Genomic DNA, 15,244 nt, shown 5'->3' with positions numbered 1-15,244 from the left:
ACAGCCCCTTGACACCGCCCGAGGCCGCCAGCAGACTCTGCGACACCTGGGAGCGCTCCCAGAAGGGCTCCCAGTAGTGAGAGCGCTCATTCCCGTCAACAAGGTGGTTGGACACGTGAGAACGATCCGGAACGGCCTGGTCCTCGCACTGGGCATCACGATGACGGCGCTCGGCGCCACGGCCTGCGGTGGCGGCGGTGACGCGACCCCGCCGGCGGCCGGCCCCAACGAGCACGTGGACCTGACGCTGGCGACGTTCACCGAGTTCGGCTACGAGGCCCTCATCCCGGAGTACGAGCGGCTGCACCCCAACATCAAGATCACCCACCGTAAGACCGGCCAGGGCGGGCCCTACCACCAGGACCTGATCACGAAGCTGGCCGCGGGCTCGGGCCTCGCCGACGTCACGGCGGTCGAAGAGGGCCACCTCTCCGACGTCCTCGACAAGGGCTCGAAGTTCAACGACCTGACCAAGATCGGCCCGGCCGACGCCTCGCCCGATCGCTGGCTCAGCTGGAAGTACGACGCCGCCAAGACCAAGGACGGCAAGCTCATCGGCTACGGCACCGACATCGGGCCGCTCGCCATGTGCTACCGCAAGGACATGTTCCAGGACGCCGGGCTGCCGACCGATCCCGAGCAGGTCAAGCCCCTGTTCGCCTCCTGGGACAGCTACTTCGCCGCGGGCGCGGACTACGTGTCCAAGTCGAAGGGCAAGGCCTGGTTCGACTCGGCCGCACAGAACTTCAACGCCATGGTCAACCAGCTCCCCACCGGCTACATCGGCACCGACGACAAGCTCGCCGTCGAGGGCAACCAGGGCATCAAGGACGCCTGGACCAAGGTCACCGACGCCGTCGCCAAGGGCGAGTCGGCCAAGCTGACCGCCTTCAGCCCCGAGTGGGAAGCCGGCTTCAAGCAGAACGCCTTCGCCACGAAGGTGTGCCCGGCGTGGATGCTCGGCGTGATCAAGGAACAAGCCGGTCCGGAGAACGCCGGCAAGTGGGCGGTCACCGCGGCCTTCCCCGGCGGCGGCGGCAACTGGGGCGGGTCCTACCTGACTGTGCCGACGCAGTCGAAGCACCCGAAGGAGGCCGCCGAGCTCGCGGCCTGGCTGACCGCGCCGGAACAGCAGATCAAGGCGTTCCAGGCCAAGGGCACCTTCCCGAGCCAGGTCAAGGCCCTCACGGACCCCGCGCTGCTGAGCAAGACCGACGACTACTTCGGCGCGAAGGTCGGCGAGCTGTTCGCCGAGCAGGCCAAGAAGGTCCAGAAGCCGCAGTACAAGGGCCCCGGTGACGGCCAGATCCAGGAGAACGCCTCCAGCCCGGCACTGAAGGCGGTCGAGCAGGGCAAGTCGGCGGCGGACGGCTGGCAGCAGATGGTCGACTCGGCGAAGAAGATCAGCCGCTGACCTCATGACCGTCATCGACAAGATCGCGCCGGAAGGGAGCAAGGCCGGGGAGCGAACGTCTCCCCGGCCCACCTTCCGGCACAAGCTGAGCCGGTGGGACGTCAAGGTATCGCCGTACCTCTACATCGCGCCGTTCTTCATCGTCTTCGGGATCGTCGGGCTGTTCCCGCTGCTGTACACCGCGTACGTCTCGCTCTTCAAGTGGGAGGCGGGGGACGACAACCCCGTGTTCATCGGCTTCGACAACTTCAAGGAGCTGTTCGCCGACAGCCAGTTCTGGAACGCGCTGACCAACACGATCAGCATCTTCCTGCTCTCCAGCATTCCGCAGCTGATCATCGCCATGCTGCTCGCGGCCCTGCTCGGGAGCAGGCTGCGCGGCGCGACCGGCTGGCGCGTCGGCATCCTGCTGCCGTACGCGGCCAGCCTGGTGTCGATCGGGATCATCTTCGCGAACTTGTTCGGCCCGAAGTACGGCCTGATCAACGACGTGCTGCAGCTGATCGGGCTGGACCCGGTCGACTGGCAGGCCAGCCGGTTCGGCAGCCACGTCGCGATCGCGATCATGGTCAACTGGCGCTGGACCGGCTACAACGCGCTGATCGTGCTGGCCGCCATGCAGGCCATCCCGAAGGAACTGCACGAGGCCGCGCTGATCGACGGCGCGGGGATGTGGCGGCGGTTCACCGCCGTCACGCTGCCGCTGCTGAAGCCGACGCTGATCTTCGTCACCATCACCTCCACGATCGGCGGACTGCAGATCTTCACCGAGCCCAAGCTGTTCGACGCCATGCCCGGGTCGAACAACGGCGGCTCCTCCAACCAGTTCCAGACCGTGACGCTGTACCTGTACCAGTCCGCGTTCGAGAACTACAACCTCGGCTACGCCTCGGCGATCGCCTGGGTGCTGTTCGTGATCATCGTCATCATCGCGCTGGTGAACTTCCTGCTCACCGGCCGCTTGGCCCGCACCCCGGCGGTGAAGAAGAAATGACCACCATCCACAGTGGACTTCGCAAGAGCGTCGCCACGCTCGGGAAACCGCGCAAGGCGACCTACTGGGTGCTCGCCATCTTCGTGCTCGGCTCGCTGTTCCCGTTCTACTGGTCGTTCCTGGTGGCCAGCCGCGACAACGGGATGCTCACCGAGCCCGTCCCGCCGATCCTGCCCGGCGGCAACTTCTTCGCCAACGCGTCGCGGGTCTTCGACACCGTGCCGTTCTGGAAGGCGCTGGCCAACAGCGTCATCGTGTCCGGCACGGTCACCCTGACCACCGTGCTGTTCTCGTCGCTGGCCGGGTTCGCCTTCGCCAAGCTACGGTTCCGCGGCAAGAACGGGCTGTTCGTGTTCATCGTCGTCACGCTCGCCGTGCCGACCCAGCTGGGCATCATCCCGCTGTTCATCGCGATGTCGAAGCTGGGCTGGGCAGGCGGGCTGCAGTCGGTGATCGTGCCCAACCTGGTCACCGCGTTCGGCGTGTTCTGGATGCGGCAGTACACCGTCGACGCGCTCCCGTACGAGCTGATCGAGGCCGCGCGCGTCGACGGCTGCAGCATGATCCGGATCTTCTGGAACGTCTGCCTGCCCGCCGTGCGCCCGGCCGCGGCGATCCTGGCGATGTTCACGTTCATGATGTCGTGGAACGACTTCCTGTGGCCGCTGGTGGTGCTGGACGCGGGCAACCCGACCGTCCAGGTGGCCCTGGAAAAGCTGCAGAGCGGTTACTACGTCGACTATTCGCTGGTGCTGGCCGGCACGACCCTGGCCACCATCCCGATCCTCATCGTCTTCCTCCTCCTCGGCCGCCAGATCGTGGCCGGGATCATGCAAGGTGCTGTGAAAGGGTGACCATGTCCGTACATCCCGACAGCGTTCGGGCGGCAGACGTCCGGGAGAACGCCGCGCTAATGTTCCCGCCCGCCTTCGTCTGGGGCGCCGCCACTGCGGCGTTCCAGGTCGAAGGGGCCACCACGGCCGACGGGCGCACCGACTCGGTCTGGGACGTCTTCGCCCGCCGTCCGGGTGCGGTCGTGGGCGGCGACACCGGGGACCCGGCGGCCGACCACTACCGCCGCTACGGCGAGGACGTCGACCTGATGCGGCGCCTCGGCCTGGGCGCCTACCGGTTCTCGCTGGCGTGGCCGCGCGTGCGGCCGGACGGCGGCGCGCCCAACGCCGCCGGGATCGCGTTCTACGACCGCCTCGTCGACCGGTTGCTGGAGGCCGGGATCGAGCCGTGGGCGACGCTCTACCACTGGGACCTGCCGCAGACGCTGGAGGACAAGGGCGGCTGGACGTCCCGGGACACGGCGTACCGCTTCGCCGAGTACACCGAGACCGTGCTGGCCCGCCTCGGCGACCGCGTCGCCAGCTGGTCGACGCTCAACGAGCCGTGGTGTGCCGCGATGCTCGGCTACGCGGGCGGCATCCACGCGCCGGGCCGCACCGACCACACCGCCGCCGTCGCCGCCACGCACCACCTGCTGCTGGGGCACGGGCTCGCGATGGACATCATCCGGGCGCACGCGCCGGACGTCCCGGCCGGGATCACGCTCAACCTGTACCCGGTCGTCCCGCACGACCCGGCGAACGCGAGCGACGTCGCCGCGTGCCGCCGGATCGACGGTCTGCAGAACCGGCTGTTCCTGGATCCCGTGCTGCGCGGCGGTTACCCGGACGACCTGGTCGAGGACCTGGCGCCGTTCGGCCTCGGCGACGTCGTCCGGCCCGATGACAGCGCTGTCATCGCCGCGCACGTCGACTGGCTCGGCGTGAACTACTACCGCGACTACCGCGTCGCGGGCCGTCCCGTGGCGGGCAGCGAACCGGCGGGCCCGGAGTGGGTCGGCGCGGGCGACGTCCACTTCGTGCCCGACCCGGCCGCGCCCCGCACGGACTCCGGCTGGGAAGTCCAGCCGGCCGGCCTGACGGAGTCGCTGCTGCAGGTCCACCGCGGCTACCGCCCGGTGCCGCTGTACATCACGGAGAACGGCGCGGCCTACCCCGACGTCGTCTCCGACGGCGGCGAGATCGTCGACACCGACCGCGTCGCGTTCCTGGACTCGCACCTGCGCGCGGCGCACGAAGCGCTGGCGGCGGGCGTCGACCTGCGGGGTTACTTCTACTGGTCGCTGCTGGACAACTTCGAGTGGGCGGAGGGCTACGCGAAGCGCTTCGGCCTGGTCCACGTCGACTACGCGACGCAGGAGCGGACGCCGAAGCGGAGCGCCCACTGGTACTCGCGGGTGATCGGCCTCAACGGCCTGGGCTGAGCCACGGTCCGTGAAGGCCTCCTTGAGGGACTCTACGTCCCTCAAGGAGGCCTTCACGGACTTGCGAGGCGGCCGACCCGACGGACGGAGGGACGGCGAGTCCGCGCCCCTCACGGGTCCACGTCGGGGCGTGCGAGTGACAGACTGGCCGGTATGGGACTGCGCAGCGAAGCTTGGTTCAACAATCCCGCCGACCCCGGGATGACCGCGCTCTACCTCGAGCGGTACATGAACTGGGGCCTGACCAGGGAAGAGCTGCAGTCCGGGAAGCCGATCATCGGGATCGCGCAGACCGGCTCGGACCTCACCCCGTGCAACCGGCACCACCTGCAGCTGGCCGACCGGACGCGCGAAGGGATCCGTGAGGCCGGCGGGATCGCGATCGAGTTCCCGGTGCACCCCATCCAGGAGACCGGCAAGCGCCCGACCGCCGCGCTGGATCGCAACCTCGCCTACCTCGGGCTCGTCGAGACGCTCTACGGCTACCCCATCGACGGCGTCGTCCTGACCACCGGCTGCGACAAGACGACGCCGGCGTGCCTGATGGCCGCCGCGACCGTCGACATCCCCGCCATCGTGCTGTCCGGCGGGCCGATGCTCAACGGCTGGCACAACGGCGAGCGCACCGGGTCCGGCACGATCGTCTGGAAGGCCCGGGAGCTGCTGGCCGCCGGGAAGATCGACGACGCCGGGTTCATGGAGCTGGTCGCGTCGTCCGCGCCGTCGCCGGGGCACTGCAACACGATGGGCACGGCCTCGACGATGAACGCGCTCGCCGAGGCGCTCGGGATGAGCCTGCCCGGCTGCGCGGCCATCCCGGCGCCGCACCGCGACCGGGCGCGGATGGCCTACCGCACCGGGTTGCGGATCGTCGAGCTGGTGCGGGAGGACCTGAAGCCGTCGGACATCCTGACGCGCGAGGCGTTCGAGAACGCCATCGTCGTCAGCTCGGCGATCGGCGGATCCACCAACGCGCCGATCCACCTGAGCGCGATCGCCCGGCACATCGGCGTCGACCTGCCGCTGACCGAGTGGCAGCGGCTCGGGTACGCCGTGCCGCTGCTGGTCGACCTGCAGCCGGCCGGCAAGTACCTCGGCGAGGAGTTCCACCGCGCCGGCGGCGTCCCGGCCGTGGTGCACGAACTGATGGCCCACGGCCTGATCCACGAGGACGCGCCCACCGTCAACGGCCGCAGCCTCGGCGACAACTGCCGCGACGCCGAGGCGGGCGACCGCGACGTCATCCGGACCTTCGACACGGCGCTGGTTGCCGACGCGGGCTTCCTCGTGCTGCACGGCAACCTCTTCGACGCCGCGATCATGAAGTCCAGCGTGATCTCGCCCGAGTTCCGGCGCCGCTACCTGGCGGGCGGGGTGTACGAGGGCACCGCGGTCGTGTTCGACGGCCCGGAGGACTACCACGCCCGCATCGACGACCCGGATCTCGGCGTCGACGAGGACTCGCTGCTCGTGATGCGCGGCACCGGCCCGCTCGGCTACCCCGGCTCGGCCGAGGTGGTGAACATGCGCCCGCCCGCCGAGCTGATCAAGCGCGGGGTGCACGAACTGCCGTGCCTCGGCGACGGCCGGCAGTCGGGCACCTCCGGCTCGCCGTCGATCCTCAACGCCTCCCCCGAAGCCGCGGCCGGCGGCGGTCTCGCCGTGCTGCGGACGGGTGACCGGGTGCGCATCGACCTCGGCGCGGGCACCGCCGACGTGCTGATCTCCGGCGATGAACTCACGCTGCGTCACAAGGAGCTCGAGGAAGCGGGCGGCTACCGGGTGCCCGCGTCGCAGACGCCGTGGCAGGAAATCCAGCGATCGATGGTCGACCAGTTGTGTGACGGCATGGTCCTGCGCCCGGCCGTGGCGTACCAGCGCGTAGCGTCGACGAAAGGTATCCCCCGGGACAACCACTGACGGTATTGCTCTAATGCGGCACGTTCACGGAAAAGTGCTGCTTGGAACCCGCGCCACGGGGGTACCTGTGGGGTAAGCCGAGGCCGAGGAGGACCCCCGATGCTGCCGGACCGTGAACGTCATGCCCTGCGCGAGATCGAGGCGGAACTGCTGGCGAGCGACCCCACGCTCGCCGACGTGTTCAGCGGTCGCGACATGCGGCAAGCCCGGCGCTGGAGCCTCCTGCTCATCCTGTGTGACGTCACGGCGGTGGTGATGCTCGTCGTCGGCCTGTTCGCCCGGGACGCCTCGCTGGTGCTCTGGGGCACCGTCAGCGCGGGCGCGCTGGTGGCGTGGCACATCGCCCGCTCGGAGACGACCCGGAAGACCACCACGGGCGAAGCCGAGCCCGCCGCCCACTGAGCCTCCCGTCCGCGCTCCTCCCGGCTCGTCCGCGTGAGAGACGTCCGGGTCACCACGTGGATCCGTTGCCGCAGCGCGGAAAAGCTGGTGTCACCGTTCTTGTCGGACGCGACAATCTCGCCGGGTCTTCGGCGCGGATCACCAGCCGGCGGTCCCCCGGGTCGAGCGACGACGAAACCGGCCGCTTGCCCGAGCCCTGCGGTTCGGCGTCAGCGTCGCGTCGTGCTTTCGCGTGGTACCTGCCAGCTGGTCCTTCGCGGCCCTCCGTCAGGACGCCTTGAGCGCCTTCTCCAGCTCGGTCCGCGTCATCTTCGAGCGGCCCTTGACGTTCTTCTCCCGCGCGAGCTTGTCGAGGTCGGTCTTGGACAGGTCCGCCAGGTCAGGCTGCTTCTTCGCCGTCTTGGCGGGCTTCTTGGCCGGTTTCTTGCCCCCGCCCTTGCGGCTCTTCACGCTGCGCGAAAGGGCTTCGAACAGGTCGACGACGTCGGCCGAAGGCTCCGGTTCCTCCTCGTGGGTGAGCTCCTTGCCGGACTTCTTGGCCTTGATCAGGTCCTCGACGCGCTCGGAGTACTCGTCGCGGAAGTCGTCGGGCCGCCACGGCGCGGTCATCTCGTCGACCAGGGAAAGAGCCATGTCGAGCTCCTTCGGCCGCGGCTTCGGCAGCTTGGGCAGCCCGCCCATGACGTCCTTCGGCTTCCGCAGGTCCGCGACGAAGTGCAGGGTGTTGAGGACCATCACACCCTCACCCGCGCGGACCGCGCAGAGGTACTCCTTGCCGCGCAGCACGAACTTCGCGACGCCCGCCTTCTCGCTGCGGTCCATCGCCCGCAGCAGCAGGCCGTACGCCTTGGCGAAGTCCTCCTTCGCCGGCTTCAGCCAGTACGTCCGGTCGTAGAACCACGGATCGATCTCGTCGAGCTCCACGAACCGCTCGATGTCGATCCGCCGCGACCGCTCGGGCGCGATCTCGTCCAGCTCGTCCGGTTCGACGAGCACGTGGTCGCCGCCGCCGACGTCGTACCCCTTGACGATCTCGTCCTGGGTGACCTCGTCGCCGGTCCGCTCGTTCACCTTGCGGTTGCGGATCCGGTCGGACGTCCCGCGTTCGAACTGGTGGAAGTGGATCGTGTGGTCCGCCACCGCGGGGTACAGCTCCACCGGGACGGTGACCAGCCCCAGGCTCAACGCACCACTCCAGACCGGTCTGGCCATGTCGACCTCCTCACCGCCCTCCGGTACCCGCGCGGAGGCACCCCGAAACGGCTCAGGCGACTTCGCTGCTGCTGGCGCCGTGGCGGTGCAGGCCCAGCATCTCGAGCAGCAGTGCGCAGTCGCCGGCGTCCTTCGCGCCCGCCGCGACGGCCAGCGCCGCCTTCCGGCGCAACCGCTCCCGGTCCGGCGTGTCCTCGCCGTCGACCAGCAGGTCGGTCACCGACCGCAGATCGTTCCGCTTGTCCCTCATCCCGTGCTCCCCTGTGACGTGGCCTTTCCGGCCTCCTGACGCCCGGCTACCCACGATCGCCGGACGAAACACAGGAGTCACCGGACCGGACGCCGGAGACGGCAATCATTAGGCCGAACGAGTGAATTCAGCCGACTAGGGCGCCGGAACCGGCAAGGTGGTGAGACCCACGTCACACCAGGAGGTCGCATGGGCACCCAGATCCGCATCAGCCGCGAGGACGGCTCGCTGCCCTGCGAGGTCTGCGGGTTCCCCACGATGCACGTCGCCCAGGTCGTCGGCGACGACGGCCGGGTGCTCGGCCGCACCCTGGTCTGCACGACGTGCACGCGGAGCCGGCAACGCCCCGACCCGGTCCTGCAGGCGGACGCGCCCCCGGACGAGGTCCCCACCAGCTAGCCCACCATCTCCTCGGCGACGACGGGCGTGCCGGACTCGGTCACCGCGCCTGCCACCACCGAACCCACGGCCTTGCGCCCGCCCCCCGCCCGAACCGACGAGACGCCCACGGAACCGCGGCAGGCCGTCGTGAGTGTTTAGGGCGGTTCTAACCGCCCTAAACACTCACGACCCCCTCCGCGACCCGGCAAGTCGGGCCGTCGTCAGCCACGTTCGGCACCCCGCACCGGAACCGCCCGCCCAGGTCCGTGAAGGCCTCCTTGAGGGACTTAGAGTCCGTGAAGGAGGCCTTCACGGACCTCAAGCCGCCGCGGGGCCTCAGTTGCTCGTCGTCGCCACCGCCGCGACGAACTCCGCCGCCACCTCGTGGAGCTTGCGGTTGCCGTCCTGGGAGCGCTTGACCAGGCGCTGGAACGCGTCCTCCGCCGTGATCCGGTGCGCCGCCATCAGGATCCCCTTGGCCTGCTCGATCACCGCGCGCGTCTCCAGCGCGCGGTTGAGCTGTTCGATCAGCTCCTGGGCCGCGAAGTAGCGGCGCGCGCTGCGCAGGCCGAGGACCACCGTCGCGGTGTACAGCTCGAGGATCTTCGTGCCCAGCTCGCTGAACCCGTGCTGGTCGAACCCGAACAGGTTGACCGCGCCGGACATGTCGTCGTCCACCGTCAGCGGCGCGGCGAGGAAGCTGGCGACGCCCAGTTGCTCGGCCTTCGTCACGAACTGCGGCCACAGGTCCCCGACCGCGCCCACGCCGACCCGGACCGGCTGCCCGGTCTCGGCGGCGCGCAGGCACGGACCGTCCCCGATGCGGTACTGCTCGCGGTCGAAGTTGACCGCCCGCTGGTCGGTGCTGGCGACCGTCTCCGGCTCGCCGTCCCGGACCAGGGTGATGCTCGCCATGTCGGCCCCCGGCACCACCTGCACGGCGTGGTCGCAGACCGCCTGCAGCATCTGGCCGAGGTCCAGCTGGGTGTCGAGCATCGCGGTCAGCGACTCCATCGCGACCGTCACATCGTCGAGCCGCGCGGTGAGCTGTTCATGCCCGCCCGTCATCCTGGTGACGCCCCTTCTTTTGTGCTAAGGGCGCTCTAAGACCAGGGAGGACCCGGGCGCGCGCCACAGTGGGCCGCTAGCGCTTTAACGGGTCCGGCGCGAGATTACTGCATCCCCGCAGCGGCGAGCACAAGCGGTCACCACCTCCGGCGTGCCGCGCGTCCGTTCGGAGCAGCGACGGTCGCGGGGGCCCGGACGGTTCACCCAGCGGCCGGTGCCGCCGACCGATCCGTCCGAAGTGGACTTCGCGGCCTAGCCCACGGCCTCGGACAACGCCGGCAGCAGTTCCTTCTCGGCGAAGTCGAGGAAGCCGTCCTGCTGGTCGCCGCCGATCTGGATCAGCGCGACGTCGGTGAAGCCGGCTTCCGCGAACTCGCGCACACCCTCGACGATCGGCTCGACGTCCGGGCCGCACGGGATCGACCCGGCGACGTCGTCCTCGCGGACGAACTGGGTGGCGCCGGCGAACCCGGCCGGGCCCGGCAGCTCGGCGTTGACCTTCCAGCCGCCGGCGAACCAGCGGAACTGCTCGTGCGCGCGCTTGACCGCGGCGTCGCGGTCGGTGCCCCAGGACACCGGCAGCTGGGCGATCTTGCGGGACGCCGGGCCGGGCCGCGCGGCGTCCCACGCCCGCGCCAGCTCCGCCTTCGGCTCGACGGCGATCATCGCGTCGGCGACCGGGGCGAACCGCCGGACCGACTGCGGCCCGGACACCGCGACGCCGATCGGCGTGCGGATCTCCGGCAGGTCCCACAGCTTCGCGGAGTCGACCCGGAAGTGCTTGCCCTCGTAGTCGAAGGACCCGCCGTCGAAGAGGCCGCCGATGATCTGGACGGCCTCGGCGAGCATGTCGTGGCGGACGTTCGCGGGCGGCCAGCCGCGGCCGACGACGTGCTCGTTGAGGTTCTCGCCCGCGCCGAGGCCGAGGGTGAACCGCCCGCCGGACAGCGCCTGCACGGTCGCCGCCTTCTGGGCCACCACCGCCGGGTGATACCGCATGGTCGGGCAGGTCACGAACGTCATCAGCTCGGCGCGTTCGGTCACCTGGGTGACCGCGCCCAGCACGCTCCAGGCGTAAGGCGAGTGGCCCTGTTCGGCCAGCCAGGGCGAGTAGTGGTCGCTCATCACCTCGAAGGCGAACCCCGCCTGCTCCGCGCCGGCGGCGTACCGCACCAGGTCCTTCGGCCCCGTCTGTTCGGTCATCAGGGTGTAGCCGATCCGCATCGGAACTCCTCTCGTTCCGCGCCGCGTACCCGGCCCCGGTGATGATCAACCGCGACGTTTTGCCCGGCCGGGCACCGGGTATCCGCCGACCGTCGAAGGGAGCGGTCATGCCTCGGGCCTGGAGCGACAAGCGCGAGCGTCAGTACGAGCACATCAAGGACTCGCAGGAAGATCGCGGCGCGAGCACGAAGCGGGCCGAAGAGATCGCCGCCCGCACGGTGAACAAGAACCGTGCCCGGTCGGGTGAGTCGCGCGAAGCGAGCCGGACGTCCCTCGAGGGCAAGTCCCCGCAGCAGCGTGGCGGCGAGCGCGCCGGGAAGGGCAAGGGCCCGGGCGGCCTGACGAAGGCGCAGCTCTACAACGAAGCCAAACAGCGGAACATCGACGGCCGCTCCAAGATGACCAAGAAAGAGCTCGAACGGGCCCTCGGCCGGTGACGGCGCCCTCGAGTCCGGATCGCGAAGTGTCAGGGTTCCCCCAGATGGGTAGACAGTCCGGTATGGAAGAAACACGAAGTGGCACGTCCGGCGGTCAGCCTTCGGCCGACGGCCTGCTCGACGAGGTGGTGGAGCTGCGGTTGCCCGCCATGGCCGAGCAGATCCCCCTGGTCCGGATGCTCACGCACGGCATGGTGTCCCGCGCGGACTTCGGGCTGGACGCCATCGCGGACGCGAAGATGGCGGTCGACGAAGCGTGCGCGCAGCTCGTCCAGCTTGCGGAGCTCGGCACGCAGCTGCACTGCCGCTTCCGGCAGACCCCCGACGCGCTGCACGTCGTGGTCTCGGCCCGCTCGACCGACCCCCGGCCGCCCAGCGACCGGACGTTCGGCTGGCACGTCCTGACCACCCTGAGCCGCGCGGTGACCGCCCACTGCGACGTCCTCCCGGGCGGGGGCGCCGGCATCATCACGATCGAATTGGAGCTCAACCCGGGAACGAGCGCGTGAGCGGCGAGCGCAGAGCCGTGCTCCACCGCCCCGACGAATACGCCCACTGCGAGCCGTTGTTCGAAGAGCTGGGCGAGCTGCCCGAGGGCGACCCGCGGCGGGACGTGGTCCGGAGCAAGCTCGTGACCGAGCTGCTGCCGCTGGCCGAGCACATCGCGACCCGGTTCTCCGGGCGCGGCGAGCCGCGGGAGGATCTGGTGCAGGTGGCGCGGATCGGCCTGATCAACGCCGTCGACCGGTTCGACCCGGCGCGCGGCCACGACTTCCTGTCCTTCGCGGTGCCGACGATCATGGGTGAGGTCCGGCGCCACTTCCGCGACACCGGCTGGTCGGTCCGCGTGCCGCGCCGGCTCAAGGAGCTGCACCTTTCGCTCAGCCAGGGCTCCGCCACGTTGTCGCAGCGCCTCGGGCGCGCGCCGACGCCGACCGAGCTGGCCGAGCACCTGAGCCTCGACGTCGACGAGGTCCGCGAGGGCCTGCTCGCCGGGAACGCCTACCAGGCGCTGTCGGTGGACAAGCCGGTGCACGACGACGCCGAGGCGCTGTCGCTGGCCGACACCATGGGCGAGCCGGACCACGAGATGGCCATGGTCGAGAACCACGAGGCCCTCCAGCCGCTGCTGCAGGAGCTGCCGCCCCGCGAGCGCGCGATCCTCGTGATGCGGTTCTTCGGCGGCCTGACGCAGACCCAGATCGCCGACCGCGTCGGCATCTCCCAGATGCACGTCTCCCGGCTGCTGTCGCAGACGCTGGAACAGCTGCGCGGCAAGCTCTCCGGCGACGCCTGACGCCGGCGGGCGGCCTCCCGCGCCGCCGCCGGCCCCGCTTCAGGCGTTCTCGCCACCCTCCTGGCACCGTCCGGGCGGCGGCCCTTCCGAGCCGCCGCCGCTCCCCGGGCGAACGGGCTAGCCGAGCCAGCCGGGGCGGTCGCCCTTCCGGAGCCGCCGCCACTCCCCCGTGAACTCCTTGCGCAGGTCCGCCGCCTTCGCGGCGTCCTGGCCGTGCAGGATCCCGAACGTGAACGTGTTCTGCCCTTCGCCGTGCGCGTCGACGGCGAGGTGGTGCAGGACCTCCCGGCCGACCACGGTGTCCTGGTGCGCGCCGAGCGTCTGCTGGACGGCCTTGACGTTCTTGCGCCACGCGCGCAGCTTCTTCCCGTACACCGGCTTCACGGTGTCGGCGGCGTAGCGGGCCCGCTTGGCCTTCTTGCGGACGTCGTGCAAAGCCGTCTCGAGCTCGACGCCGGTGAGCCCACGGGCCGCCGCCTCGGCGCAGCGCAGCTTCTTCGCGGCCTTGCGGACCGGCTTGCGCAGCCCGGACTTCGCCGGCTTGCGCCCGATGCGGGTCAGCGCCGGGTCCGCCAGCACGGCGTCGAGCGCGCGGAGCAGGTTCCGGTAGCGCTTGCCGGTCAGGGCCGCCAGCGCCCGGGTCCGCCCCCGCTCCTCCTCCCGCGCGAAGTAGCGCGTCAGGTACTGGCGCAGCGGCCCGAGCACCAGCTCCGACGGCAGGCCGGCCAGCTGCTCGCCGAGCCGCTCCTGCGTGACCTCGGTGTCGCGGGCCGGGGCCAGCTCCCGGCCGAGCCACTGCAGCTCGGCCGCGACCGGCGCCGTCGCCTCGTCGTCCACAATGGACCCGAACGTGCGCAGCGCGCTGCGCAGCTTCCGGCTCGCGACGCGCATCCGGTGCACCGAGTCCTCGACGTCCAGCCGGACGCCGACGTCCGCGCGGCGCAGCTGGTCGAAGTGCGCGCGCAGGGACGTCAGGACGACGTCCGCGGCGGCGGGCTTCTTGCGGGCGCGGCGCGGCGCGGGCACGCGGTCGCCGATCAGGCGCCGCAGCTTCGACGGCCACGGTGACGCGGACGCGCCGGCCTCGGCCAGCGCCCGGTCGAACTCGTCCAGCACGCCCGGGTCGGTGCCGGGATCGAGCTCCAGTTCCAGCTCGCGCCACTCGTCGAGCCGCGCGGACTCGCCGCCGGCCTCACCGGTCACGTGGTCGTCGGTGAGCACGGCGATCGTCCGGCCTTCGGCGTCGGCGAGGCGGTGGGCGAAGCGGTCGGTCCGCAGGTGCGCGATCGGCACCAGCTTCTCCCCCAGCGTGTAGGCCCGTACCAGGCGTTTGAGCCGGCCGGGCACCTTGTGGGCGTCCCCGCCGAGCGGCAGCTGGATCTCCTGGCGCTCGTCGGCCGAGACGGGCAGCTTGACGTGCCACCCCGCGTCGTGCCCGCCGACCCGGCGCCGCAGGGTGATGCCGGCCTTGGCCAGCCGGTAGGTCCCGGTGTCGTAGTACGACGCGTCGAGGATCTGCTCCACGGGATCGTCCTGCGTCTCGACACCGGCGACGCCGAGCAGCCGCGGCACCCCGCTGCCCGGGACGATCTCGTACTTGCGTTCGCGCTCGGTCACCGTCGACGGCGCTGCCATGGACGTCCTCCCTGTTGGCGGGTCTGTTTCCTTCGACTACCCGGCCCGCCCGGCGCCGACACGGGATTCGGCGTCCGGGCAACGGGTAACCACGGGAGAAACCGAATCCGGACCAGGAGCGTGCATGAACCGCAGCCAGCCCGCAACCGACCTCACCACCGTTCTCGCCGGCGACCACCGGGAGCTGGAGCGGCTGTGCACCGAGCTGGAGCTCGGCCAGGGCAGCCCGGAGAACCGCAAGGACCTCGCCGATCACCTCATCGGCGCGCTCGTCCGCCACGCCGTCGCCGAAGAGCCCTACCTCGACCCGGGCGAAGACCTCAGCGAGGCGGACGGGCTGATGCGCCAGCTGGAGGGCGCCGGGCCGCAGGAGACGCGGTTCGAGCGGCTGCTGGGCGGGCTGATCCGGGTCGTCCGGCGGCACGTGCGCGACGAGGGTCCCGCCGCGATCGCGCGGATCCGGCGCGACTGGTCCCCGGAGCGTCGCGGCGAGCTCGGCCAGGACGTCGTCGGGGCCCGCGAGGCCGCGGCGACCCTGCCGCACCCGGGGCTGTCGGACCGGATGCCCCAGGCCGACCAGCTCCGGCCGGGTCCCGGGTTCGTCGACCGGGTCCGCAGCGCCCTCGATCCGGCGTCCGGCGGAGCCGCCTCGGCCGGTTGACGGCCACCTTGCGGCGCGGATCACGCCCGGCCGGCCCGGAGTGCACACTGGCATCGGGTTGAATGGGACGG

Annotated in this window: 16 protein-coding genes; 11 read left to right on the top strand and 5 right to left on the bottom strand. The window is 70.7% G+C overall.

Translation table 11 applies throughout. The annotated features are described in order from the left end of the window. Nucleotides 1-115 precede the first annotated feature (115 nt). From OG494_RS10795 to OG494_RS10770, 6 genes are all read left to right on the top strand, one after another. Nucleotides 116-1,414, top strand: coding sequence for an ABC transporter substrate-binding protein (locus OG494_RS10795; RefSeq protein ID WP_328454479.1), 1,299 nt, complete (start codon nt 116-118; stop codon nt 1,412-1,414). A gap of 4 nt (nt 1,415-1,418) precedes the next feature. Then, nucleotides 1,419-2,408, top strand: coding sequence for a carbohydrate ABC transporter permease (locus OG494_RS10790; RefSeq protein WP_328454477.1), 990 nt, complete (start codon nt 1,419-1,421; stop codon nt 2,406-2,408). Next, on the top strand, nt 2,405-3,262 hold the full coding sequence (locus tag OG494_RS10785) for a carbohydrate ABC transporter permease (RefSeq protein ID WP_328454475.1): 858 nt from the start codon (nt 2,405-2,407) through the stop codon (nt 3,260-3,262). The genes OG494_RS10790 and OG494_RS10785 overlap by 4 nt, the downstream gene beginning before the upstream one ends. Beyond that, nucleotides 3,259-4,686, top strand: coding sequence for a GH1 family beta-glucosidase (locus OG494_RS10780; protein WP_328454473.1), 1,428 nt, complete (start codon nt 3,259-3,261; stop codon nt 4,684-4,686). The genes OG494_RS10785 and OG494_RS10780 overlap by 4 nt, the downstream gene beginning before the upstream one ends. 153 nt (nt 4,687-4,839) lie before the next feature. Beyond that, nucleotides 4,840-6,606, top strand: coding sequence for an IlvD/Edd family dehydratase (locus OG494_RS10775; protein ID WP_328454471.1), 1,767 nt, complete (start codon nt 4,840-4,842; stop codon nt 6,604-6,606). Between the two features lie 99 nt (nt 6,607-6,705). Further along, nucleotides 6,706-7,008 (top strand): DUF3040 domain-containing protein, encoded by a 303-nt coding sequence (locus OG494_RS10770; RefSeq protein ID WP_328454469.1) that lies wholly within the window; start codon nt 6,706-6,708, stop codon nt 7,006-7,008. A gap of 267 nt (nt 7,009-7,275) precedes the next feature. Here the strand turns inward: OG494_RS10770 and ku are convergent, their stop codons facing one another. Both ku and OG494_RS10760 read right to left on the bottom strand, forming a co-directional pair. Continuing rightward, nucleotides 7,276-8,220 (bottom strand): non-homologous end joining protein Ku, encoded by a 945-nt coding sequence (ku, locus tag OG494_RS10765; RefSeq protein WP_328454467.1) that lies wholly within the window; start codon nt 8,218-8,220, stop codon nt 7,276-7,278. Between the two features lie 52 nt (nt 8,221-8,272). Continuing rightward, the gene (locus OG494_RS10760; RefSeq protein ID WP_328454465.1) at nt 8,273-8,470 is read right to left on the bottom strand and encodes a hypothetical protein; all 198 of its coding nucleotides are present in this window, start codon (nt 8,468-8,470) and stop codon (nt 8,273-8,275) included. 189 nt (nt 8,471-8,659) lie between these two features. Between OG494_RS10760 and OG494_RS10755 the strand changes: the two genes are divergently transcribed. Continuing rightward, nucleotides 8,660-8,869, top strand: a complete 210-nt coding sequence (locus tag OG494_RS10755; protein ID WP_328454464.1) for a hypothetical protein — start codon at nt 8,660-8,662, stop codon at nt 8,867-8,869. Nucleotides 8,870-9,187: 318 nt separating this feature from the next. Here the strand turns inward: OG494_RS10755 and OG494_RS10750 are convergent, their stop codons facing one another. After that, nucleotides 9,188-9,919: a GAF and ANTAR domain-containing protein gene (locus OG494_RS10750; protein WP_328454462.1), complete on the bottom strand. Its 732-nt coding sequence runs from the start codon at nt 9,917-9,919 to the stop codon at nt 9,188-9,190. A 252-nt stretch (nt 9,920-10,171) separates the two neighbouring features. Continuing rightward, the gene (locus tag OG494_RS10745) at nt 10,172-11,143 is read right to left on the bottom strand and encodes an LLM class F420-dependent oxidoreductase (protein WP_328454460.1); all 972 of its coding nucleotides are present in this window, start codon (nt 11,141-11,143) and stop codon (nt 10,172-10,174) included. Between the two features lie 107 nt (nt 11,144-11,250). Here OG494_RS10745 and OG494_RS10740 point away from each other — a divergent pair, with 107 nt between their 5' ends. The 3 genes from OG494_RS10740 to OG494_RS10730 all read left to right on the top strand — a co-directional run bounded on the left by OG494_RS10740 (nt 11,251) and on the right by OG494_RS10730 (nt 12,877). Beyond that, a complete protein-coding gene (locus tag OG494_RS10740; RefSeq protein WP_328454458.1) occupies nt 11,251-11,580 on the top strand; it encodes a plasmid stabilization protein in 330 nt (109 codons plus the stop codon). 62 nt (nt 11,581-11,642) lie between these two features. After that, the gene (locus OG494_RS10735) at nt 11,643-12,089 is read left to right on the top strand and encodes an ATP-binding protein (protein ID WP_328454456.1); all 447 of its coding nucleotides are present in this window, start codon (nt 11,643-11,645) and stop codon (nt 12,087-12,089) included. Next, on the top strand, nt 12,086-12,877 hold the full coding sequence (locus tag OG494_RS10730; RefSeq protein WP_328454454.1) for a SigB/SigF/SigG family RNA polymerase sigma factor: 792 nt from the start codon (nt 12,086-12,088) through the stop codon (nt 12,875-12,877). Before OG494_RS10735 ends, OG494_RS10730 begins: the two co-directional genes overlap by 4 nt. A gap of 117 nt (nt 12,878-12,994) precedes the next feature. Here OG494_RS10730 and OG494_RS10725 read toward each other — a convergent pair whose 3' ends face one another. Further along, the gene (locus tag OG494_RS10725) at nt 12,995-14,512 is read right to left on the bottom strand and encodes a CYTH and CHAD domain-containing protein (RefSeq protein WP_328454452.1); all 1,518 of its coding nucleotides are present in this window, start codon (nt 14,510-14,512) and stop codon (nt 12,995-12,997) included. Between the two features lie 124 nt (nt 14,513-14,636). On the opposite strand from OG494_RS10725, the gene OG494_RS10720 reads away from it, so the two are divergent. Next, entirely contained in the window at nt 14,637-15,173 is a 537-nt protein-coding gene (locus OG494_RS10720; protein WP_328454450.1) for a hemerythrin domain-containing protein, read from the top strand. Nucleotides 15,174-15,244: the final 71 nt, after the last annotated feature.

The sequence above is a fragment of the Amycolatopsis sp. NBC_00438 genome (assembly GCF_036026695.1).
GTDB lineage: Bacteria > Actinomycetota > Actinomycetes > Mycobacteriales > Pseudonocardiaceae > Amycolatopsis.
This window is presented reverse-complemented; position numbering and strand designations above follow the sequence as displayed.

Coding starts and splice junctions, on each gene's coding strand:
- OG494_RS10790 (WP_328454477.1), top strand. CDS start 1,419: ATGACCGTCATCGACAAGATCGCGCCGGAAGGGAGCAAGGCCGGGGAG.
- OG494_RS10785 (WP_328454475.1), top strand. CDS start 2,405: ATGACCACCATCCACAGTGGACTTCGCAAGAGCGTCGCCACGCTCGGG.
- OG494_RS10775 (WP_328454471.1), top strand. CDS start 4,840: ATGGGACTGCGCAGCGAAGCTTGGTTCAACAATCCCGCCGACCCCGGG.
- OG494_RS10770 (WP_328454469.1), top strand. CDS start 6,706: ATGCTGCCGGACCGTGAACGTCATGCCCTGCGCGAGATCGAGGCGGAA.
- ku (WP_328454467.1), bottom strand. CDS start 8,220: ATGGCCAGACCGGTCTGGAGTGGTGCGTTGAGCCTGGGGCTGGTCACC.
- OG494_RS10760 (WP_328454465.1), bottom strand. CDS start 8,470: ATGAGGGACAAGCGGAACGATCTGCGGTCGGTGACCGACCTGCTGGTC.
- OG494_RS10755 (WP_328454464.1), top strand. CDS start 8,660: ATGGGCACCCAGATCCGCATCAGCCGCGAGGACGGCTCGCTGCCCTGC.
- OG494_RS10750 (WP_328454462.1), bottom strand. CDS start 9,919: ATGACGGGCGGGCATGAACAGCTCACCGCGCGGCTCGACGATGTGACG.
- OG494_RS10745 (WP_328454460.1), bottom strand. CDS start 11,143: ATGCGGATCGGCTACACCCTGATGACCGAACAGACGGGGCCGAAGGAC.
- OG494_RS10740 (WP_328454458.1), top strand. CDS start 11,251: ATGCCTCGGGCCTGGAGCGACAAGCGCGAGCGTCAGTACGAGCACATC.
- OG494_RS10735 (WP_328454456.1), top strand. CDS start 11,643: ATGGAAGAAACACGAAGTGGCACGTCCGGCGGTCAGCCTTCGGCCGAC.
- OG494_RS10725 (WP_328454452.1), bottom strand. CDS start 14,512: ATGGCAGCGCCGTCGACGGTGACCGAGCGCGAACGCAAGTACGAGATC.
- OG494_RS10720 (WP_328454450.1), top strand. CDS start 14,637: ATGAACCGCAGCCAGCCCGCAACCGACCTCACCACCGTTCTCGCCGGC.